The organism is Cryptosporangium japonicum (assembly GCF_039524755.1).
GTDB classification, from domain to species: Bacteria; Actinomycetota; Actinomycetes; order Mycobacteriales; family Cryptosporangiaceae; genus Cryptosporangium; species Cryptosporangium japonicum.
Window position 1 is genome coordinate 4,097 of sequence record NZ_BAAAGX010000026.1, and the last position, 21,598, is coordinate 25,694.

Here is a 21,598-nt window from a genome sequence, read left to right on the forward strand (position 1 = left end):
AGGCCACCGTGGTCTGCGAACTGGTTTCGTCGGCGGCGTCGGCGATGCTGGCGCTGGCCTCGGAGAGCTGCTGGGACGAGCGGGTGAGCGCGGTCGCGTTCTCGCCGACGGCCTCGAGCACCTCGCGGATGCTCGCGGTCGCCGCGTCGAGCGACACCGCCATCTGCCCGACCTCGTCGCGGCTCGTGATGTCGGCCGAGCGGGTGAGGTCACCGCTGGCCAGCCCGTCGAGCACCGCGCGCATCCGGGCCACCGGGCGGGTGATGCCACGCACGATCGGGATCGCGAACAGCAGCAGGAGCGCCAGCGCCAGCAGGACGGTGATCAGCACCGCGCGGGTGGCCGAGCTGGACGTGGCGTCCATGTCGGCCCGCTCCTGCACGATCGCGGCGTCGACGGCCTCGTGCAGCACCTCGAGCTTGTCGTCGACGGCGTGGTTGGTCTCGGCGATCTGCCCCTCGTTCGCGCGGGCCGCGGCGTAGTTCGTGCCCGCGGTGCTCACCAGCGTCGTCACCGTGGTCGTGAACGTCTTCAGGTCGGGGCCGATCGCGTCGAACTGGGCCTGCAGGTTCGCGGGCAGCCCGGCGTCGTTCACGGCGGCGACCGCGTCGTCGATCGAGGCGGCGTCGTCAGTGGTGTCCTTCTGCACCGACGCCAGGTCGTCGGTCTCGATCAGCGAGCGGTAGCCGTCGACCTTCAGCTCCGCGTTGCGGGTGTCGACGTGGTTGAGCGCGGCCTTGGCGACTTCCAGCGTGCGGATGCGCTCCGACTGCTCGGAGAGCTGAGCCTGCGACCGGAGCCCGATCGCGCCCACGGCCAGTGCGCAGGCGACGCCGACGACGATCAGCACGCTCAGCTTCACTGCCATCCGGAGGTTCTGGAACCCCTGGTTCAACCGGGACACCGCAGACACGAGCGCCGCCTCGAATCGTCAGGGCGCGTGCCGGGCTGACGGGCGCCTCATTTCTCTGTCGGCCCGGCGACCAGCGAACTGAGAGTTTGCAGTGTTAACGGGTGTAATCGGAGAGCAGCCGGGTACCGTCGCCGGTCATGCCGGGGCGGCCCCCGCGACGTCGATGATGAACGCGGTGGCGAACGCGGCCTCGCGCCACGCGTCGTACCGGCCGCTCGGGCCCGAGTGGCCGGCGCCCATCTCGGTACGCAGCAGCACGTCGTTCGCGCCGGCCGCCCGGAGCTTGGCGACCCACTTGGCCGGCTCGTGGTAGAGCACCCGGGTGTCGTTCAGCCCGGCCAGCACGAGCAGCGCCGGGTACGGGCGCGCCTCGACGTTGTCGTACGGGGCGTACGAGCGGATGTACGCGTAGGCCTCCGGGTCGTGCAGCGGATCGCCCCACTCCTCCCACTCGGTGACGGTGAGCGGCAACGACGGGTCGAGGATCGACGTCAGCGCGTCGACGAACGGCACGTCGGCCACGATCGCGCGGAACGCCTCCGGCGCCATGTTCGCGATCGCGCCCATCAGCAGCCCGCCGGCGCTGCCGCCCCGGGCGACCAGGCGCTCGGTGGACGTCCACCCGGCCTCGACGACGCGGTGCGCGGCCGCGATGAAGTCGGTGAACGTGTTCTTCTTGCGCAGGAGCTTGCCGTCGTCGTACCAGTGCCGGCCGAGTTCGCCGCCGCCCCGGACGTGCGCGACCGCGAACACGAAGCCGCGGTCGAGCAGGGAGAGCCGGGCGACCGAGAACCAGGGGTCGATGCTGATCTCGTACGCCCCGTAGCCGTAGAGCAGGCAGGGAGCCGACCCGTCCCGCGGGGTGTCCTTCCGGGCGACGATCGAGATCGGCACCTTCGTCCCGTCGGGCGCGGTGGCCCACTCGCGGAACTGCTCGTAGGCGTCGGGCTCGTACCCGCCGAGCACCGGCTGCTGCTTGCGCAGCGTGAGCTCGCCGGTGGCCAGGTCGCAGTCGTAGACCGAGTCGGGCGTGACCAGCGACGTGTAGTGCAGGCGGAACAGCGTCGTCCCGTAGTCGGGGTTGCCGGCCGGCTCGACCGTGTAGACGGCTTCCGGGAACGTCAGGTCGCGGTCGGGCTCGCCCTCGGTGAGCACGCGCAGCCCGGTGAGACCGTCCTTGCGCAGGTGCACGACGACGTGGCCGGCGAACGCGTCGACGTCGGCCAGGCGCACCGCGGGGTCGTGCGGGATCAGCGGCGTCCACTCGGCCGGGGCGTCGATCGGGGCGGTGGCGAGCGTGAAGTTCTCCGCGCCGTCGTTGTGCAGGACCAGGAACCGCTCGGGGCGGTTCGGCCCGGCGGCCTGGTGGTCGACCGAGTACTCGACGCCGTCGCGCCGGGGCGCGATCAGGCGGGGTTCACCGGTGGCCGCGGCGGCGTCGAGGACACGCACCTCGCTGGTGGTCTTGCTGCTGGCCTGAATGATGACGTAGGCCTCGCTGCGGGACAGGCCGACGCCCACCCAGAACCGCTCGTCGGGCTCTTCGAACACGATCGTGTCCTGATCGGCCGGGGTGCCGACGGTGTGCCGCCACACCCGGTGCGGACGCCACGCGTCGTCGACCGTGAGGTAGAAGAGCTCGGTGCCGTCGGCCGACCAGGCGGTGCCGTACGAGGTGTTCGGCACCTCGTCGGCGAGGTCCTTGCCGGTCCCCAGGTCGCGGATGCGCAGCGTGAAGCGCTCGTCGCCGGCGAAGTCGGTGGAGTAGGCGAGCAGCCGGTCGTCGGGGCTGATGTCGAAGGCGCCGAGTGAGAGGAACGCTTCGTCGCCGGCGAGCGCGTTCTCGTCGAGCACGACCTCCTCGCCGGGCAGCGGGGTGCCGTCTTTCGTCTCGGGGGGCGTCGTGACGCCCGGCTCCGCGCGGAGCCGGCAGTGGATCGCGTACTGCTTGCCCTCCTCGGTGCGGCTGTAGTGCCACCAGTCGCCCTTGCGGCTGGGCACCGAGAGGTCGGTCTCCTGCGTGCGTCGCTTGATCTCGTCGAACAGCGTCTCGCGGAGCCCGGCGAGGTGCGCCGTGGCCTGCTCGGTGTAGGCGTTCTCCGCCGTGAGGTACGGGATCGTGTCCGGGTTCTCCCGGTCGGCGAGCCACGCGTAGTCGTCCACGACGTCGTCGCCGTGGAAGCTCCGGGTGAACGGGATCCGCTTGGCGACCGGAGGAGTAGTCATGCGCAGCACCGTACTGCGTCGGACCGACGATTCGCTGAAACGGGGAATGTCTCCGGATGGGCAGGGTTGATACCGGCATGGCGCCTGTTTCAGTACTCGACTTCGTCGGCATCCAGTACGGCGGTACCGCTACCGACGCGATCGACGCCAGCGTGCAGCTGGCCCGCGACGTCGAACGGCTCGGGTACCAGCGGATCTGGTTCTCCGAGCACCACAACTCGCCGACGCTGGCGTGTACCGCGCCGGAACTGCTGATCGCGCGGGTGGGCGCGGCCACCAGCACGCTGCGGGTGGGCTCGGGCGGCATCATGCTGCCCAATCACGCGCCGCTGAAGGTCGCCGAGACGTTCCGGACGCTCGAGGCGATGTACCCGGGCCGCGTCGACCTGGGGCTGGGCCGTGCGCCGGGTACGGACGGGCTCACCGCGCTCGCGTTGCGCGGCTCCGAGGACAAAGTGATGGGCAACGACTTCCCGCAGCTCATGGGGGAGCTGCTGGCGTTCCTCACCGACGGCTTCCCGGACGACCACCCGTTCCGCCGGGTGCAGGCCACGCCGGTCGTGCCGGGGATCCCGTCGCTGTGGGTGCTCGGCTCGAGCGACTACGGGGCGCGGTTCGCGGCGGTGAACGGGCTGGCGGCGAGCTTCGCGCACCAGATCAACCCCGAGCTGGCCGGGCCGGTGCTGCGGGCCTACCGGCGCGACTTCCGCCCGTCGTCGTTCCTGGACGCACCGCGCAGCAGCGTGTCGACGATCGCGTTCGCCTCCGAGGACACGCGGGAGATCGAGGAGTTCGCGGCCTACTGGACGCTGAACATGGCGAAGCTGCGGTCGGGGCGGCCCGGGCCGATCTCGCCCGACGAGCTGCGCGAGTTCGCGGCCTCGTCGTCCTACCCCGCGGCCCGGGAGGGCATGGGCGACCGCCTGAACGTCGGCACGCCCGATCTCGTCGCCGACCGGTTGCGTGCGTTGCTCGAGGAGACCGAGGCCGACGAGTTGATCCTCGCGACCCCGGCTCCGTCCTTCGAGGCCCGCACCCGCTCCTACGAGCTGCTGGCGAAGGCGCTCGACGTCACCGCTTAGGGGCGCCCCGCCCGTAGAGCAGGCGCATGCTCCTGATCAGCAGCGCGTTCGTCTTGTCGGTGCGACCGAAGCTGTAGATCGACATCGGCAGCGGGTAGCGCTGGCGCGCGATCGACTTCGGGCGGGTGAACTCGCGCAGCCCGTCCTCGCCGTGGATGCGGCCGAACCCGGAGTCGCCGACGCCGCCGAACGGCAGCGCGGCCACGCCCGCGAACGACAGCACGGAGTTCACCGCGGTCATGCCCGACCGGATCCGGCGGGCGAGCTCGATGCCGCGCCGCTTCGAGAACACCGAGGCGCCGAGCCCGTAGGACGTCGCGTTCGCCCGCTCGACGGCCTCGTCCATGTCGCGCACCTTGCTGACGGTGAGCGTCGGGCCGAACGTCTCCTCCTGGACGGCGGCGGAGTCCTCCGGGACGTCGGTGAGCACGACCGGGCCGACGAACGGCCCGCTCACCGACTCCGCGCCCCCGACGACCGCGGTGCCGCCGCGGGCCAGCGCGTCGTCGACGTGACGGCGGATGACGTCGAGCTGGGACGGCATGGTCGCCGGCCCGTACGCGGCGTCGACCGCCTCACCGGGGGTGACGGCCTTCGCCGTGGCCGTGAGCTTGGCCAGGAACGGCTCGTACACCGCCTCGTGGACGTAGATCCGCTCGGTGCCGATGCAGGTCTGGCCGCCGTTGGACATCCCCGACCAGACCGCGGCCTCGGCGGCGGCGTCCAGGTCGGCGTCCGCGTCGACGAGCAGTGGGTCCTTGCCGCCGCACTCGATCAGCACCGGCGTCAGCGTGTTCGCGGCGGCGGCCATGATCTTCTTGCCGGTCGCGGTGGAGCCGGTGAACGCGATCTTGTCGACGCCGGCCGCGGTGAGCGCCGCACCGGTCTCGCCGCCGCCGAAGATGCCGGTGAACACCGGGTACTCGGGCACGACCTCGGCGAACGTGTCGATCAGCCACTTGCCGACCAGCGGGGTGTACTCGCTCGGCTTGAACACCACGGCGTTGCCGGCGGCCAGCGCGTACGCGATCGACCCCATCGGCGTGAACACCGGGTAGTTCCACGGCCCGATCACGCCGACGACGCCGAGCGGCTGGTACTCCAGCGACGCGGCGATGTTCGACGAGAGCATCCCGGACGGCACCCGGCGCGGGCCGAGCACCTTGGCCGCCTTCTTCGCGGCCCAGTCCAGGTGGTGGACGGTGATCAACAGTTCGAGCATCGCGTCGTCGGTGGGTTTGCCGTTCTCGCGGTGCATGAGATCGGTGATCTCGTCGAGGCGCTGGACGATCAGCGCGCGCCAGGCCAGCAGCCGGGCACGACGCCCGCCGAACCCGAGGCCGGCCCACCAGGTCGACGCCGCGCGGGCGGTCGCGACGGCGGCACGGACGTCGTCCGGGTCGGTCACCGCGACCCGCCCGACCTCGGCGCCGGTGGCGGGGCTCGACGACACGAGGAAGCCGTCGGTGAACGTGGGGGTGCCGGGACGCTCGGTCACGGTCATCGGGACCTCCCTGGTGGGGTGGGGCTCGGCGTGAGTCTAGGACCGATCTGACTCGTCGGTAAGTCGAACTTGACTCGTGAGTAACCCAGGTGACTCGGTTCAGATGCGGGCAGAGGCCCGCAAGGGGTGTGATGCGGACCATGGTCGGGTCCAAGTTACTGATCAGTATGGAAAACTCGGCGCACCTCACGGCCAGCTAGGAGAGGGGCGACCGTGTCCAGGAACTTCGCGCGCATCGGAATCGTCGGACTGGGAACGTTGGGAGCCGGACTCGCGGAGGCGTTCGCCCGCGCCGGCGTCGAAGTGGTCGGGGTCGACCCGGACGAGGCGGCCAGGGCCCGGGTGAACGTGCCGGTGGCGTCGGGCCTGGACGCCCTGGCCGACGTCGACCTGGTGATCGAGGCCGTGCCCGAGCGGCTCGAGCTCAAGCAGCGGATCTTCGCCGCACTCGGGGACGTGGTGCGACCGGACACCGTGCTGGCCACGGCCGCTTCGGCGCTGTCGGTGACCGAGCTGGCGGTGGCCGCGGCACACCCGCACCGGGTGCTGGGGCTCCAGTTCACCGGAGACTCCCTGGTCGAGGTCGTGCGGACCGTGTTCACCGATTCGGACGTCGTCGACGACGCGGTCGACCTGCTCACCGAGCGCCTCGGCCGGAACCCGCTCGTCGTCGGCGACCGGCCGGGCCGGATCACCTCGTCGCTGCTGTTCGCGTACCTCAACCAGGCGGTGTCGTTCGTCGAGTCCGGGTACGCCACCCGCGACGACGTCGACGCCGCGATGCGGTTCGGCTGCGGCCTGCCCCTCGGGCCGCTCGCGGTCGTCGACCGGATCGGGCTCGACACCACGTTCGACGTGCTCACCGCGCTCCACGCCCGCAGCGGCGACCGGCGGCACGCGCCGGCACCGCTGCTCAAGCAGATGATCGCGGGCGGGTTACGCGGCGTGAAGTCCGGCCGGGGCTTCTACACGTACGCCGACGGCGTCGCGGTGTCCGACGCCGACGCCGAGAGGGTCTCCGCGGACGAGCGGACCGTGCGGACGGTCGGCGTGGTCGGCTCCGGGACGATGGCCACCGGGATCGTCGAGGTGTTCGCGAAAGCCGGGTACGACGTCGTGTTCGTGACCCGGTCGGAGGAGAAGAGCGCGGGGGTGCTCGCCGCGCTGACGAAGTCGTTGGACCGGGCCGTGTCCAAGGGGAAGCTCGCCGGGCCCGACCGGGACGCGGTGCTCGGCCGCGTGACCGGCAGCGCCACGCACGACGACCTGAGCGACGTCGACCTGGTGGTGGAAGCGGTCGTCGAGGACCTGGCGGTCAAGCGTGAGCTGTTCCGGACGCTCGACGCGGTGTGCAAGCCCGGTGCGGTGCTCGCGACGACCACCTCCAGCCTGCCGGTGATCGAGTGCGCGACCGCGACGAAACGGCCCCACGACGTCGTCGGGCTGCATTTCTTCAATCCGGCGCCGGTCATGAAGCTGGTCGAGATCGTGTCGACGGTGGCCACCGCGCCGGACGTGGTCGCGACCGCGCACGCGGTGACGTCGTCGCTCGGCAAACACCCGGTGGACTGCCGCGACCGGGCCGGCTTCATCGTCAACGCGCTGCTGTTCCCGTACCTGAACGACGCGATCGCGATGCTCGACGCGCACTACGCGGACGCCGACGAGATCGACACCGCGGTGACGCTCGGACTCGGCTACCCGATGGGGCCGTTCGCGCTGCTCGACGTCGTGGGCCTGGACGTGTCGCTGGCGATCCAGAAGGAGCTGCACGCCGAGTTCCACGAGCCCGGGTTCGAACCGGTGCCGCTGCTGTCGCACCTGGTGGCGGCCGGGTATCTGGGCCGCAAGACGTCCCGGGGCTTCCGCGACTACGCGCGCAAGTAGTTTTGAGGGCGTGAGCCCACGTTCCCATCGTTCCCGGCGCCGGGAACCCGGTCCGCGCGACCCGTACGTCCCGGTCGTCGACACCGTCGAGGACGGCTGGGTCGTGCGTCACCTGGCCGGCACGTCCAGTACGAAGACGTACCGCTGCCCGGGCTGCGACCAGGAGGTCCGGCCCGGGACGGCGCACGTCGTGGTGTGGCCCGAAGCCGGCTCCTGGGCCGGCCAGGCCACCCCCGACGACCGCCGCCACTGGCACTCACCTTGTTGGGCGGCGCGACACCGACGACGATGAGCACGTGGCTCGCATCGTTGCTAACTCCGTTCTGCCGGCTGACCGCCGGGACATCACACTGCACACCGCGGACGGGCTGACGCTCGTCGGTGAACTGGCGCTGCCGGTGTCGCGGCCGCCCGTCGCCACGCTGGTGTGCCTGCACCCGCTGCCCACCCACGGCGGCATGATGGACAGCCACCTCTTCCGCAAGGCCGCCTGGCGTCTCCCGGCGCTGGCCGACGTCGCGGTGCTGCGCTTCAACACCCGCGGGACGACGTCGGCGCGAGGCACGTCCGAGGGGACCTTCTCCGGGGCCGAGGACGAACGCTTCGACGTGGGGGCGGCGATCGAGTACGCGGAGTTCGAGGAACTTCCCAACCCCTGGCTGCTGGGCTGGTCGTTCGGCACCGACCTGGCGCTGATGTACGGGTGCGACCCCGGCATCGTCGGGGCGATTCTGCTGTCGCCGCCGCTGCGGTTCTCGCGCGCCGCCGACCTGGAGACGTGGGCTTCCTCGGGGAAGCCGGTGACCGCGCTGGTGCCGGAGTTCGACGACTTCCTCCGGCCCGAGGAGGCGGTGTCGCGGTTCGCGCCGCTCAAACAGGCCGAAATAGTCCCCGTGGCCGGTGCGAAACACCTCTGGGTGGGTTATGCCGAACGCGTGCTTGACGAGATCGTGGCGCGGATCGTGTCGCCCGACGCGGTCCCGCTCCCACGTGAATACGACGGCCCGATAGAGACTGGGGATGCCAGCCAGTACGCCGACCAGACCGTGGCGGCGTTCGCGGACGTGCCTCGTCCTTCGCCGCAGGCCGAATAACGCAGGGGGAACCGTGACGGTCGAGCTGACCTACCAGGAGAGCGGACACGGCACGCCGTTGGTGCTGCTGCACGCGTTCCCGCTCTCCTCGGCGATGTGGGCCACCCAGCACTGGCTGCTGGCCGACACCTGCCGGCTGATCACGCCCGACCAGCGCGGCTGGGGCGACTCGCCGCTCGGCGACGAGGAACCGTCGATGGACGTGCTCGTCGACGACCTCGCACTGCTCCTCGACGACCTGGAACTCGACCGGGTCGTCCTGGGCGGCGCGTCGATGGGCGGCTACGTCGCGATGCATTTCCTGCGCCGCTACCCGGAGCGGGTGCGCGGGCTGGTGCTGGCGAACACCAAAGCCACCGCCGACAACGACAAAGCCGCGGCGAACCGGATCGGCATCGCGCACGCGTTGGAACACACGCACTCGGCCGAGCCACTGATCGAGAACGTGTTCACGAATTTGCTGGGCGAGACCACCAGGTCGGCGAAACCCGCCGTGGCCGACGCCGTGAAAGCCGCGATCCGGGCCGCACCCCCGGAGGCCGCGGCCTGGGCGGAGTACGCGATGGCGTCCCGCGCGGACTCGCTCGACGTACTGCGCGCAGCCGACGTGCCCGCCCTGGTGATCGCGGGGGAGGAGGACGCGCTGATCACCGACCGGGACGTCGAGGCCATGGCGTCGGCATTGCCGGACGCGAAGGTGGTGGAGATTCCGCATGCCGGTCATATGACGGCGATCGAGGACCCGACCGCTTTCGACGGAGCAGTCCGAACCCTGCTGGCAAGGGTCTGAGCGGGGTTTCGGGTGGGGCCGGCTCGTGCTGGGCCTGGCTGGGTTGCGCCCGGCCGGGTTTGGTCCGGCCGGGGTCGCGCCTGGCCGGTCGTGTGTCGGGCTGGGCGCGGAACGCTCGGGTCAGGCTGGCTTACCGTCGCGCCGGTCGTTGCCACGATCCGCACGCCAGGTGAGGTCAAGAGTGGGCCCGACCCCAACCGCCGCACGGTCGTCGTCAACGAGCCCGAGCATCGACCGCGACCGGTTACCCCGATCACCATCGTCACTCGGCCCTCGCCCGTTCCCAGCAGGCCCGTCCTTCCCAGCCGAAGCCGGAGACCCACCCGTCTGCGATCCAGGCACTGGTGATCCACCGGCCTGAACCCCGCCCGTCGGCGAGCCAGCCCCCGAGCCCCGACCCGCAGAGCCCCCCACCGCCTGATTCCGCGGCGAGTGATTCCCCGGCGCCTGGTTCCCGGCCGGGTGGCCTCCAGGTACCTGATTCCCCGCCGGGTAGCCCCCGGACGCCTGATTGCTGGCCGGGTGGCCCCCAGGTGCCTGACTTCCGGCATGGGCCCCAGGAGCTTGATTTCCTGCCGAGTAACCCCTCGGCACCTGGTTGCCACCGGAGCGGTTTCCAGCCGAGCGGTTCCCGGGTGCCTGGCTACCGGGTGCCTGGTTCCCGGGTGCCTGGCTCCCGGCCGCCGGTGAGCCTGCAGCCGGTGTCCTGGGCGCGGGCGAGCCCGCCGCCTGGCCCCGCGGCGCGTAGCTACCGGGTGCCTGGTTCCCGACTGGCGGTGAGCCCGCAGCCGGTGTCCTCGGCGCCGGTGCGCCGGCCGCCTGGTTCCGCGGCGTGTAGTTCCCGGGCGCGTGGTTCCCAGGCACCGGGTTCCCGGCAGCCGGGGGATTCGCGGCGGGTGTCCGAGGTGCGGGGGAGCCCACCGCTTGGTTCCGAGGCGCGTACCCGCCGGTCGCGTGGTTCCCAGGCGCGTAATTGCCAGGCGTGGGGTTTCCGGGCGTGGGGTTACCAGGCAAGTGGCTTCCGGGAGCTTGGTTCCGGGGTGCCTGGATTCCGGCGGCCCGGTTTCCGGGGGCTTGGTTTCCGGGGGCTTGGTTCCGAGGCGCCTGGTTTCCGGATGCCGGAGTACCCGCGCCTGGAGTCCTGGGCGTCGGGGCCACTGGCATGCCAGTCAGGTGTCCCGGAGATCCAGCGCCCGATGTCCGGGGGCCCGCAGAGCCTGCGGCCGGTGGCCTGGATGCTGGGGTGCCTCCACCTGGTGTCCTGGGACCGGAGGAGCCTGCGGCTGGCCTGGGCGTTGAGGCTCCAGGTACCGCGATTCCGGGTGCCGGGGAGCCAGACGCCGGGGAGCCAGACGCCGGGGAGCCAGACGCCGGGGAGCCGGGTGCCGGGGAACCAGACGCCGGGGAGCCAGACGCCGGGGAACCAGACGCCGGGGAGCCAGACGCCGGGGAACCAGACGCCGGGGAACCAGACGCCGGGGAACCAGACGCCGGGGAACCGGATGCCGGGGAACCGGATGCCGGGAAGCCAGATGCCGGGGTTCCCTGTGCCTGGGGCCCGGGGGCCTGTAAGTCCGCGATCGGTGTCCTGGCGGTCGGGGAGCCGCCGGGTTCGTTTCCGGGCGCGGCGGGCTGGGCCGGGGCACCGTGGGACGCGCTCGCTGAGCGGGCGGGTGCGGTGCCGGCCGGGCTCGTGCCGGAGGAGGTGCGCTCCGCGGCCGGCGGAGGTGCGGGAGTCGGCAGGACCGGCGGGCGTGCCGGGGACGTGGGCACGTGGGTGGGGCTGGCGGCCAGCCGTGCGCCCAAGGTCTGCCGCGGCGCAGCAGGCTTGGGCGACTCAGACTCGGCCGACTGCGCGTCCGCCCCGACAGGCTTCCCAGCCTCCGACTTCCCCGCCTCGACCTTCGCCGCCTCCGACTTTCCAGCCTCGGGCTTCCCCGTCTCCGATTTTCCAGCTTCGGGCTTCCTCGCCTCAGACTTTCCAGCCTCGGACTTCCCCGCCTCGGGCTTCCCCGCGTCGGACTTCGTGCCCTCGGAGTTCGCGCCTTCGGACTTCGCGCCCTCGGACTTCGCGCCCTCGGACTTTCCCGCGTCGGGCTTTCGCGCGTCGGACTTTGCGGCATCAGGTTTTGCGGCGCGAAGCTTCCCAGCCTCGGTCTCTCCGCTTTCCGAACTTCCAGCCTCGGGCCCTCCAGCCTCCGGCCTTCCGCTTTCCAGCCGTCCGGCTTCAGACTTTCCGCTGCCCGCCCGCCCGGTCTCCGCCCGCCCGGCCTCGGGCTTTTCACTGCCTGGCCGTGCGTTCTCCGTACGTCCAGCCCCGGGCCCGCCGCTTTCTGAACTTCCGCTCTCCGGCCCGCCGGATACCGACATTCCCGGCTCGGACCGCCCGGTCCCGGTCTTCACCGACGGGGCCTTCGCGGACTCGGGCCGTCCGGACTCGGACTCGGTCTTCTCGGACTGGAGCTTCACGGAAATCGACTCGTCGGGCTCGGCCGATCGGGGTCGGGGCATCCGCACGTCCGAACCAGCCTGCCCGGCTCCGGCCCCGGCCACGCCCGCGTCGTCCGACTTCTCGGCATCGCTCGACTGCGTCGGACCCGGCTCGCTGCGAGAGAGCCGCACCGTCGGCGTGGCCGGCGGCGCCGCCGCACTGACCTTCGCCGCCACCTCGTCCCGCGACTCACCAGCCGCCGAACCACCACCGTTCACCCCAGCGCCATCACGCCCAGCATCCCCGCCCTGGGCGGATGGCACCCCTTCCGAGGCCGCGGCCGCCTCGCCCGCGGAAACCGGCGGCTCGGACTGGGCCACCGCCGCCGTCACGGCGGACAGGTTCGCGAACAGACCTCCCCCCAGCCCCGACAAAGCGTCCTGCAGACGGTTCATCTCGCCGTTGATCTGCTCCCGGCGCTCGATCAGCGCCTCGACCTCCGCCTTCAGGCGCGCCGCCTCCTTGCGCGCGCCGGCGACGGTCTTCTCCGCCTCCTCGCGCGCCTTGCGCATCGTGCTGTGCGCCTCGAGCCCGGCCTTTTCCTTCGTGTTGCGGGCCCGCAGTTCCGCGTCGCGCTTCATCGTCGCGCCCTGGGAGCGGGCGTTGTCGATCGTCTGTTTCGCGTTCGTGTTGGCGTCCGCGGTGATGCGTTCGGCCTCGGTGATCGCGTCCTGGATGATGCGCTCCGAGCGCGCCGCGGCCTCCTCGGTGGCCGACCGCGACAGTTCCTCGCTCTCGGCGTGCACCCGCGCGGCGTACTCGTCGGCCTCGGTGGTCGCCGCGGTCGCGACCTGGGTGGCCTCGGAGAGCAGCTTGGCGGCCTTCGCCTCCGCGTTCGACACCAGCTCGGCCGCGGTGGCCTGCGCCGTCGCGGTCACGTCGGCGGCGGCCTTCTCCGCGGTGGCGCGGTGCGTGTCGGCCTCGGTCTTCACCCGGGTGGCGTGCTCGTTCGCCTCCCGGCGGGTGGTCGCCGCGTAGTCGTCGGCCTCCGCGCGCACCTTCGTGTCGTGCTCGTCGGCGCCGCGCCGGGTGGTCGCCGCGTAGTCGTCGGCCTCGCGGGCGACGCGCTCGGCGTGGTCGTCGGCGGACTTCATCGTCTCGTTGGCCAGCGCTTCGGCCGTCGACGTCGTCTCGGTGGCCTGTTTCTCGGCCTCCGCGATCAGCTCGCCGGCTTTGCGCCGGGCCACCATCTTCGCGCCGGCGATCGTGGTGGCCGACTCCTGCTCGGCGGCGTTCAGCTTCTCCTGCGCGTCGCGGAGCAGCGCGGCCGACTCGTCGCGGTCCTCCTCGGCCTTGCGCGCGAGTTCCTCGGCGTCCTTGCGGAGCGCGGCGGCCTTCTCCTCCGCGGTGCGCACGACGCCGGCGGCCTTCTCCTCCGCCTCGGTGATCGTGCGTGCGGCCAGTTCCTCCGCGTCGGCGACGGCCTTCGCGGCGCTGTCCTCGGCCTCGCGGGCCCGCCGGAACACGTCGGCGGTGGCCTCGGCGGCGTCGGCGGCGGCCTGGCTGGCCTGCTCGTCGGCCTCGGTGAGCACGGCCTCGGCCCGCTGCTCGGCGTCCGCCTGCAGTGCGCGTGCGCGCTCTTCGGCTTTCGCGACCAGCGACGACGCCTTCTCCTCGCCGGTGCTGCGTACCTTCGCCGCGTGCCGCTCGGCGTCGGCGACCAGTTCCTGGGCCCGGCGCTCGGCGTTGGATACCAGGTCGAGGCCCCTGGCCTCGGCGACCGAGATGATCGTGCGGGCCCGGTCCTGCGCCTGCGCGACGGTGCTCTCGGCGTTCTCGGTGGCTTCCCGGGTGACCGTGGCGGCCTGCTGCTCGGCCGCGTCGATCATCGTCTGGACCTGCTCGTCGGCCTGCGCGGTGAGCGCTGACGCCGCCCGCTGGGCCTCGGTGACGATGCGCTCGGCCTCGCCGGCGGCCTCGGTGGTGACCGCCGTGCGGTGCGCCTCGGCCTCCGCGGTGAGCTCGGCGGCCCGGCGCTGGGCGTCGGACGTGAGCCGTTGGGCCTCGGCGGCGGCGTCGCCGGTGACGCGGGTGGCGGCCTCGTTCGCCTCGCTCGTGACGCGGGCCGCCTCGGCCGCCGCTTCCTCGGTGAGGCGGGTGGCCTCGGCGGTGGCGTCGGCCTTCGTGCGCGTCGCGTACTCGTCGGCGCCCTTGCGGATGTCCTTGGAGTAGTCGTCGGCCTCCCGCGCGACCCGTTCGGCCTGGTCGTCGGCCTTGCGGCGGGCGGCGACGACGTGCTCGTCGGCCTCGCGCCGGGTGTTCGCCGCGTACTCGTCGGCGGCCTGCTGGGTGGAGGCCTGGTACTCGTCCGCGGTCTGGTGCGTGGAGGTCTGGTAGGCGTCGGCCTCGGAGCGCGCGGCCGACGCGTATGTGTCGGCCTCCCGGCGCGTGCTGACCGAGTACTCCTCGGCCGCGAGCCGCACCGTGCTCTCGTGGTCGTCGGCCAGCCGGGCGACTCGCTCGGCGTGGTCGTCGGCCTCCTTGCGCGTGTTCTTCGAGTACTCGTCGGCCCCCTCGCGGGCGCTGCGGGCGTAGTCGTCGGCTTCGCGGGCGATGCTCTCGGCGTGGTTGTCGGCCTTCTTGATCGCCGCGGCGGCCTCGACCTCCGCGTCGGCGACCCGCTGGTCGGCGGCCGCGACCCGGGCCTCGGCCTCGGCCACCAGCGCGTCGGCCCGCTCGCGGGCCTCGGCCTCGATCGCGCTCGCGAGTTCACGCGCCTCGGCGGCGAGCGACTCGGCCTGCTCCTCGGCCTCGTTCACGGCGGCCGAGAGACGCTCGTTCGCGGCCGTCGTCAGCTGGTTGGCGTAGGACTCGGCGTCCGCGCGGGTGCGTGCCGCGTAGGCGTCGGCCTCGTCGCGCGCGGAGCCGGCGTACTCGTCGGCGCCGGAACGCACCTCGTCGGCGTAGGCCTCGGCGTCGAGGGGGATCGCGGTGGCGCGCTCCTGGGCGTCGGCCAGGATCGACTCGGCCCGGCGGCGGGCCTCGGCCTCGTTCTCGTCGATGACCTCCTGCGCGCGGGAGATCTCCTCGCGTAAGCCGATCAGGTGGTCGACGAGCTCGCGCTCGGCCTCCTCGCGCTGGCGGGTCATCTCCAGTTCGGCGTCGCGGAGCAGCCCGCGGGCGTCGCGCGCGGCGTCGTCGAGGACGCGGTGCGCCGCGGCCTCCGCCTCGGCGGCCGCCCGCTGCACGGTGTTGCGTGCGCCGACCAGTTCGTTCTGCGCGGTCGCGCGGATCTCGTTGGCCTCGGCCTCGGCCAGGTCGAGAATCTGCTGGACGCGTGCGCTGACCTCGGCGTGCGGGTTGCGGACGGCGTACTCGAGCTGCTGGCGCAGGTGGTAGATCTCGCCGCGCAGGTGCTCGATCTCGTTGTGCAGACGCTCCACCTGGGCGGCGTACGCGTCGGATCTGCCGTAGGCGGCGTCGCGGTCGGCTGCGACCGCGCTCAGCTCACCTTCCAGGCGGCTGAACGCGTCCTCGACCTGACGTCGGTCGTATCCGCGCAGCACCACCTCGAACGACGGCAGTGGTTCGCCGCCGCTCACTGGGAGAAGGCCGTGCCCGTCCTCCTGCGACATGCAGTCATACTCGCATCGTTCCGGGCCAGACCCCCAGTACGGCGGTCAGGCGCCTTGCAACAGGGTGATGGGAATCGCCGGTGAAGCGAGACTCATCGGCACATCGTTTCACGCCCGGGCGGATCGTGTCGGTGGCCCGGCCAGAACGCCGGGCCACCGCACCGCTCAGGTGTGCAGCCACCACCGAACGGCTGACCACGACGCCGTGGTCAGCCACCCGGACAGACGGTGAAGAGATCAGCCTCGACCGTTCGCGCTCGGGGCCTCGGCCGGCTCGACCTTGGCCGCCTCGGCGGCCTTCGCCACCGTGGCCGCCGCCGCGCCGCCGCCGACCAGGCCGGCGAGCATCTCGCGCAGCTGACCCAGCTGGGTGGTGATCGCGTCGCGCTGCGTGGTGAGCTCCGCGACCTGACGCTTGGCCTGCGTGGTGTTGTGGTCGGCGGTCGCGGTGGCGTCGGACACCAGCCGCTCGGCCTCGGCCCGCGCCTCGTTGACGGTCTTCTCGGCGAGCGCGCGAGCCTTCTCCACGATGTCCTTGGCCTGGGCCTCGGCGGCCTTCCGGCGGGACTCGGTGTGGGCCTCGACCTCGCGGGCGCGGGTCTCGGCGACGCGGGCGCGCTGCTCGGCCTCGCCGACCAGCTTCTGCGTCTCGGCGACCGCGGCGGCGTGCCGCTGCGACTCCTCCTGCTCGGCCCGCTCCCGGCGCTCGGCCAGGTTGAGCTCCAGCTCCTGCAGGTCGTTGTCGCGCTTCTCGCGCGCCTCGGCCAGGATGCGGCTCGCCTCGCCGCGCTTCTGCTCGGCCTCGCGGGTGGCCTCGGTGCGCAGCTGCTCGCTCTCCTGGCGCACGGTGGTGCGCAGCTGCTCGGTCTCGGCCTTGACCTTGTTGCGCAGCTGCTCGGTCTCCTGCTTGGCCGCGGCACGCAGCTGGGTGGCCTCGCGCTCGGCGGTGGCCTGCAGCTGCGCCACCTCGCGGTGCACCCGCGCCTTGAGCTCGGCGACCTCGTGGTCGGCCGTCGACCGGGCCTGCCGGACCTCGCGGTCGGCGGTGGCGCGGTTGATCTCGATCTCGCGGTTGACCTCGCCGCGGATCTCGGCGGCCTCGCGGTCGGCGCCTTCCTTGACCCCCGCGGCGTCCCGCTCGGCCGCCACCTTGACCGCCTGCGCCTCGGCGCGGGCCTTCTCGGTGAGCTCACGCGCCTGCAGGCGGGCGGCCGAGAGCGTCTCCTCGGCCTTTTTCTCCGCCTCGGTGCGGTGCTCGTTGGCCTGCTCCTCGGCCAGACGCAGCAGCTGCTCGACCCGGGTGCCGAGCCCGGAGAGCGTCGGCTTCGAGTTCTCCTGGAGCTGCTTCTGCTGGCTGCGCATCTGCTGCTGCAGCGCGGTGAGCTGCTGCTCGACGGCGCGCACGCGGTGCTGGGCCTCGGCGAGCTTCTGCTCGGCCTCGGATTTCGTCGACTGGTGCTGGCTCAGCTCGGTGTTGAGCCGCTGTAAGTGCTCGTTCACCTGGTGCCGGTCGTACCCCCGCAGCGCGATGGTGAAGCCGGGATCAGTGTTCGAGGAGTCGAAGAACGACATGTTGTTGTCGGTGGGGGTCGGCTGCATGCCGCCCACTATCGCAGACCCGCAAGGCCGCATCTAGCGAACCCTGTCTCACATTCGACGCGAAATTCCCACGCGACACACCGTACGGCGGTTCGGCTGATAGGCGACTCGCCCGAACCGACGCACGGCCCCTGGCCGGACGCGCCGCCGGCCGTGACGAGGCGACTCGCCACGGCCGGCGGCACGCCCCGATCAGCGGGAACGGAACCGGTTGATCGCGTCCACGTACCGGCTGCGCTTCTCCTCGTCCCGCACCCCGAGACCCTCCTCCGGTGCCAGCGCCAGTACCCCGACCTTCCCCTGGTGCAGGTTCCGGTGGACGTCGTAGGCGGCCTGCCCGGTCTGCTCGAGCGGGTACACCTTCGACAGCGTCGGATGAATCTTCCCGGTGGCGATCAGATCGTTAGCGAGATACGCCTCTCGGTAGTTCGCGAAATGCGATCCGATAATGCGCTTGAGGTTCATCCAGAGGTAACGATTGTCGAACTGATGGAGATATCCGGACGTCGACGCACAGGTGACAATCGTGCCACCTTTTCGTGCCACGAAGACGCTCGCGCCGAATGTCTCGCGACCCGGGTGTTCGAACACGATGTCGGGGTCTTTGCCGCCGGTCAGTTCTCGAATTTTCGCGCCGAAACGACGCCATTCGCGGGGGTCCTGCGTGTGCTCGTCGGTCCAGAACCGGTAACCCTCCGCAGTGCGGTCGATCACCAGCTCCGCGCCCATCGAGCGCACGATGTCCGCCTTGTCGGGGCTCGAGACCACGCAGACCGGGGTCGCGCCGGACGCCAGCGCCATCTGGGTGGCGTACGAACCGAGGCCACCGGAGGCGCCCCAGATCAACACGGTGTCACCGAGCTTCATCGCGGCGCCGTTGGTGCTGACCAGCTGGCGGTAAGCGGTGGAGTTCACCAGCCCCGGCGACGCCGCCTCCTCCCAGGACAGGTGCGACGGCTTGGGCATGAGCTGATTGGCCTTCACCAGCGCCAGCTCGGCCAGCCCGCCGAAGTTCGTCTCGAATCCCCAAATGCGCTGCTCGGGGTCGAGCATCGTGTCGTCGTGGCCCTCGTGCGACTCGAGTTCCACCGAGAGACAGTGTGCGACGACCTCGTCGCCGGGCTTCCACAGGTTCACTCCGGGCCCGGTGCGCAGCACGACGCCGGCCAGGTCCGAGCCGACGACGTGGTAGGGCAGGTCGTGCCGCTTCGTGAGCGGGGAGAGCCGCCCGTACCGCTCGAGGAACCCGAACGTCGAGACCGGCTCGAAGATCGACGTCCACACGGTGTTGTAGTTGACCGCGCTGGCCATCACCGCCACCAGCGCCTCGCCCGGCCCGAGCTCGGGCGTCGCCACGTCCTGCACGTGCAGCGATTCGCGCGGGTCCTTGTCGCGGCTGTCGCGTCCGGCGAACATGTCCGCCTCGTCTTTCCGGACCACCACGCCGCGGTAGGACTCCGGCACCTCGAGACCGCCTACGGCGTCCAGTTCGTCAGACAGGATCGCTTCGAGGATCTGCTTCACGGTCGGCGCCTCCAAGATCACGGGGGGTCGGTGGCGGCCGATGTTACTTACCAGTAGCGATTCAGATTGTTCAGCTGTGACCCAGTCCACCGGGCTCGACGAGTTCCACCAGGACGCCACCGGCGTCCTTGGGGTGGACGAAGTTGATGCGTGAGCCGGCGGTGCCGCGGCGCGGGGCGTCGTAGAGCAGGCGCAGGCCCTTGGCGCGCAGTTCCGCGCTGGTCTCCTCGACGTCGTCGACCGTGTACGCCATCTGCTGGATGCCGGGCCCGGTGCGGTCGAGGAACTTGCCGATCGCGGAGTCCGGACGCAGCGGCGCGAGGAGCTGCAGGCGCGCGGTCGAGGGGTCACCGTCGGCGGGCACCAGCATCGCTTCCCGGACGCCCTGCTCCTCGTTGATCTCCTCGTGCTCGGCGATCAGGCCGAAGGTGTCCCGGTAGAACGCGAGCGCCTCGTCCAGGTCCGCAACGGCGATACCGACGTGGTCGATCCGGCGAATGGCCATCGGTGGCCTCCTCTCAGCGTGACCGCGAAGGTACGCACGCGACCTGCGAAAAGCTGTGGTCTCTCTCACGGGGCCGAATCAAGCTACCCATCGGTATGGTGGCGTGACATCCCCGAAATACTTACTTATCGGAGGCGTCTCCCATGACCTCGGTAATCGTCGCCGGCGCGCGTACCCCCATGGGACGGCTCCAGGGCTCACTGAAGGACTTCGCCGCGTCCGACCTCGGCGCGGTCGCGATCAAGGCCGCGCTCGAGCGCGCCGGTGTCACGCCCGAGCAGGTGCAGTACGTGATCATGGGCCAGGTGCTGCAGGCCGGCGCCGGTCAGAACCCGGCCCGCCCGGCGGCGATCAAGGCCGGCATCCCGCAGTCGGTCCCGTCGATCACGATCAACAAGGTGTGCCTGTCGGGCATCGACGCGATCGCGCTGGCCGACCAGCTCATCCGCGCCGGTGAGTTCGACATCGTGGTGGCCGGCGGCATGGAGTCGATGACCAACGCGCCGCACCTGTTGCCGAAGTCGCGGGCCGGCTACAAGTACGGCTCGATCGAGGTGCTCGACTCGATGGCCCACGACGGTCTGACCGACTCGTTCGAGAAGATCGCGATGGGCGAGTCCACCGAGAAGTTCGCCGGCGTCGCCGGGCTCACCCGCGAGGACCAGGACGCGTTCAGCGCACGCAGCCACCAGCGCGCCGCGGCCGCCCAGAAGAACGGTGTCTTCGACGCCGAGATCACGCCGGTGGAGATCCCGCAGCGCAAGGGCGACCCGATCAGCTTCGCCACCGACGAGGGCGTGCGTGCCGACACCACCACCCAGACGCTGGGCAAGCTCCGTGCCGCGTTCGCCAAGGACGGCACGATCACCGCGGGCTCGTCGTCGCAGATCTCCGACGGCGCGGCCGCGGTCGTCGTGATGAGCAAGGCCAAGGCCGAGGAGCTGGGCCTGACCTGGCTGGCCGAGATCGGCGCGCACGGCAACGTGGCCGGGCCCGACAACTCGCTGCTGCCGCAGCCGTCGAACGCGATCCAGCACGCGCTCGGCAAGGAGGGGCTGACCGTCGCCGACCTCGACCTGATCGAGATCAACGAGGCGTTCGCCGCCGTCGGCGTGCACTCGGCGCGTGCGCTCGGGCTCTCCGCCGAGGAGATCGACGCCAAGGTCAACGTCAACGGCGGCGCGATCGCGCTGGGGCACCCGATCGGCATGTCCGGCACCCGGATCGCGCTGCACCTGGCGCTGGAGCTCCAACGCCGTGGCGGCGGCGTAGGCGCGGCGGCCCTGTGCGGCGGCGGCGGCCAGGGCGACGCCCTGATCCTCAAAGTCCCCACCTCCTCCTGACGCTCGGAAATCTGCGGGCTTTCTGCGCCCCTGCGAGCCCGTGAGACAGCACTGAGTCCGCAGATTTCCGGGGAGGTTTTTGTGGGGAGGGGGTCGGTCGGGGAACTTGTCGCGCAGGCGCGCGACGGGGTGCCCAGGGCGGTGGCGCGGTTGGTGAGCCTGGTGGAGAACGCGAGCCCGGCGGTGCGTGAGGTCGCAGCTGCGCTCGCCCCCCACACCGGGCGGGCGTATGTCGTGGGGTTGACCGGTGCGCCGGGGGTGGGGAAGTCCACCAGCACCAACGCGCTCGTCGGGGCGCTGCGGGCGGCCGGGAAGACGGTCGGCGTGCTCGCGGTCGACCCGTCGTCGCCGTTCTCCGGGGGCGCGCTGCTCGGTGACCGGATCCGGATGGAACAGCACGCGACCGACCCCGGCGTCTTCATCCGGTCGATGGCCTCCCGTGGTCACCTGGGCGGCCTGGCCTGGGGCACCCCGCAGGCGATCCGGGTGCTCGACGGCGCCGGGTTCGACGTGGTGCTGGTCGAGACGGTGGGCGTCGGGCAGGCCGAGATCGAGATCGCGTCGCTGGCCGACACCACGGTCGTGCTGCTCGCCCCGGGGATGGGCGACGGGATCCAGGCCGCGAAAGCCGGCATCCTCGAGGTCGCGGACGTCTACGTGGTCAACAAGGCCGACCGCCACGGGGCGGAGACGACCGTGCGCGACCTGCGCGGCGCGCTCGCGCTGGCGGGTGACCGCGGGTCGTGGCGTCCGCCGATCGTGAAGACCGTGGCCGCGCGGGCCGAGGGCGTCGACGACGTGGTCGCGGCGATCGACGCCCACCGCGCCCACCTCGAGCGCACCGGCGAACTCGCGGCCCGCCGCCGCCACCGGGCCGCCCGCGAGATCGAAGCCATCGCGGTGGCCACGCTCCGCGCCCGGATCGGCGAGGTCCGCGGCGGCGCGGCGCTGGACACCGTCGCCGAGCAGGTGGCGGCCGGGCGGACCGACCCGTTCGCGGCCGCCGACCAACTGCTCGCCGAGACCGCCAACTGAGAGGCGCGCCGGGGGCTGCACACCGTAGTT

14 protein-coding genes are annotated in these 21,598 nt (G+C 71.7%); 7 read left to right on the plus strand and 7 right to left on the minus strand.

The window, feature by feature from the left end; translation table 11 throughout:
• A partial coding sequence (locus tag ABD437_RS30835; RefSeq protein ID WP_344652461.1) for a HAMP domain-containing protein occupies window positions 1-868 on the minus strand: 868 nt, incomplete at its 3' end.
• A 180-nt stretch (window positions 869-1,048) separates the two neighbouring features.
• A complete protein-coding gene (locus ABD437_RS30840; protein WP_344652462.1) occupies window positions 1,049-3,139 on the minus strand; it encodes a S9 family peptidase in 2,091 nt (696 codons plus the stop codon).
• Between the two features lie 77 nt (window positions 3,140-3,216).
• Here ABD437_RS30840 and ABD437_RS30845 point away from each other — a divergent pair, with 77 nt between their 5' ends.
• Window positions 3,217-4,221 carry an LLM class flavin-dependent oxidoreductase gene (locus ABD437_RS30845; RefSeq protein WP_344652463.1) on the plus strand — a complete coding sequence of 335 codons (1,005 nt, stop codon included), beginning with the start codon at window positions 3,217-3,219 and terminating at the stop codon, window positions 4,219-4,221.
• Here ABD437_RS30845 and ABD437_RS30850 read toward each other — a convergent pair.
• Entirely contained in the window at window positions 4,211-5,725 is a 1,515-nt protein-coding gene (locus ABD437_RS30850) for an aldehyde dehydrogenase family protein (protein WP_344652464.1), read from the minus strand. The genes ABD437_RS30845 and ABD437_RS30850 overlap by 11 nt on opposite strands.
• 213 nt (window positions 5,726-5,938) lie before the next feature.
• On the opposite strand from ABD437_RS30850, the gene ABD437_RS30855 reads away from it, so the two are divergent.
• Genes ABD437_RS30855 through ABD437_RS30870 form a run of 4 tightly spaced genes read left to right on the plus strand, consistent with a single transcriptional unit; the run spans window position 5,939 to window position 9,496 of the window.
• Complete coding sequence (locus ABD437_RS30855; protein ID WP_344652465.1) at window positions 5,939-7,612, plus strand: 3-hydroxyacyl-CoA dehydrogenase family protein; 1,674 nt, start codon at window positions 5,939-5,941, stop codon at window positions 7,610-7,612.
• 10 nt (window positions 7,613-7,622) lie between these two features.
• On the plus strand, window positions 7,623-7,904 hold the full coding sequence (locus tag ABD437_RS30860; RefSeq protein WP_344652466.1) for a hypothetical protein: 282 nt from the start codon (window positions 7,623-7,625) through the stop codon (window positions 7,902-7,904).
• Between the two features lie 4 nt (window positions 7,905-7,908).
• Window positions 7,909-8,706, plus strand: coding sequence for an alpha/beta hydrolase (locus ABD437_RS30865; protein ID WP_344652467.1), 798 nt, complete (start codon window positions 7,909-7,911; stop codon window positions 8,704-8,706).
• Between the two features lie 13 nt (window positions 8,707-8,719).
• Window positions 8,720-9,496: an alpha/beta fold hydrolase gene (locus ABD437_RS30870; RefSeq protein WP_344652468.1), complete on the plus strand. Its 777-nt coding sequence runs from the start codon at window positions 8,720-8,722 to the stop codon at window positions 9,494-9,496.
• 120 nt (window positions 9,497-9,616) lie between these two features.
• On the opposite strand, the gene ABD437_RS30875 is transcribed toward ABD437_RS30870, so the two are convergent.
• The 4 genes from ABD437_RS30875 to mce form a co-directional block, all read right to left on the minus strand.
• Window positions 9,617-15,562: a hypothetical protein gene (locus ABD437_RS30875; RefSeq protein WP_344652469.1), complete on the minus strand. Its 5,946-nt coding sequence runs from the start codon at window positions 15,560-15,562 to the stop codon at window positions 9,617-9,619.
• 237 nt (window positions 15,563-15,799) lie between these two features.
• On the minus strand, window positions 15,800-17,161 hold the full coding sequence (locus ABD437_RS30880; protein WP_344652470.1) for a coiled-coil domain-containing protein: 1,362 nt from the start codon (window positions 17,159-17,161) through the stop codon (window positions 15,800-15,802).
• A gap of 192 nt (window positions 17,162-17,353) precedes the next feature.
• Entirely contained in the window at window positions 17,354-18,685 is a 1,332-nt protein-coding gene (gene ccrA / locus ABD437_RS30885) for a crotonyl-CoA carboxylase/reductase (protein ID WP_344652493.1), read from the minus strand.
• A 70-nt stretch (window positions 18,686-18,755) separates the two neighbouring features.
• Entirely contained in the window at window positions 18,756-19,190 is a 435-nt protein-coding gene (gene mce / locus ABD437_RS30890; RefSeq protein WP_344652471.1) for a methylmalonyl-CoA epimerase, read from the minus strand.
• 143 nt (window positions 19,191-19,333) lie between these two features.
• On the opposite strand from mce, the gene ABD437_RS30895 reads away from it, so the two are divergent.
• Window positions 19,334-20,533 carry an acetyl-CoA C-acetyltransferase gene (locus ABD437_RS30895; protein WP_344652472.1) on the plus strand — a complete coding sequence of 400 codons (1,200 nt, stop codon included), beginning with the start codon at window positions 19,334-19,336 and terminating at the stop codon, window positions 20,531-20,533.
• A gap of 81 nt (window positions 20,534-20,614) precedes the next feature.
• Window positions 20,615-21,568 (plus strand): methylmalonyl Co-A mutase-associated GTPase MeaB, encoded by a 954-nt coding sequence (gene meaB, locus ABD437_RS30900; RefSeq protein ID WP_344652473.1) that lies wholly within the window; start codon window positions 20,615-20,617, stop codon window positions 21,566-21,568.
• Window positions 21,569-21,598 lie beyond the last annotated feature (30 nt).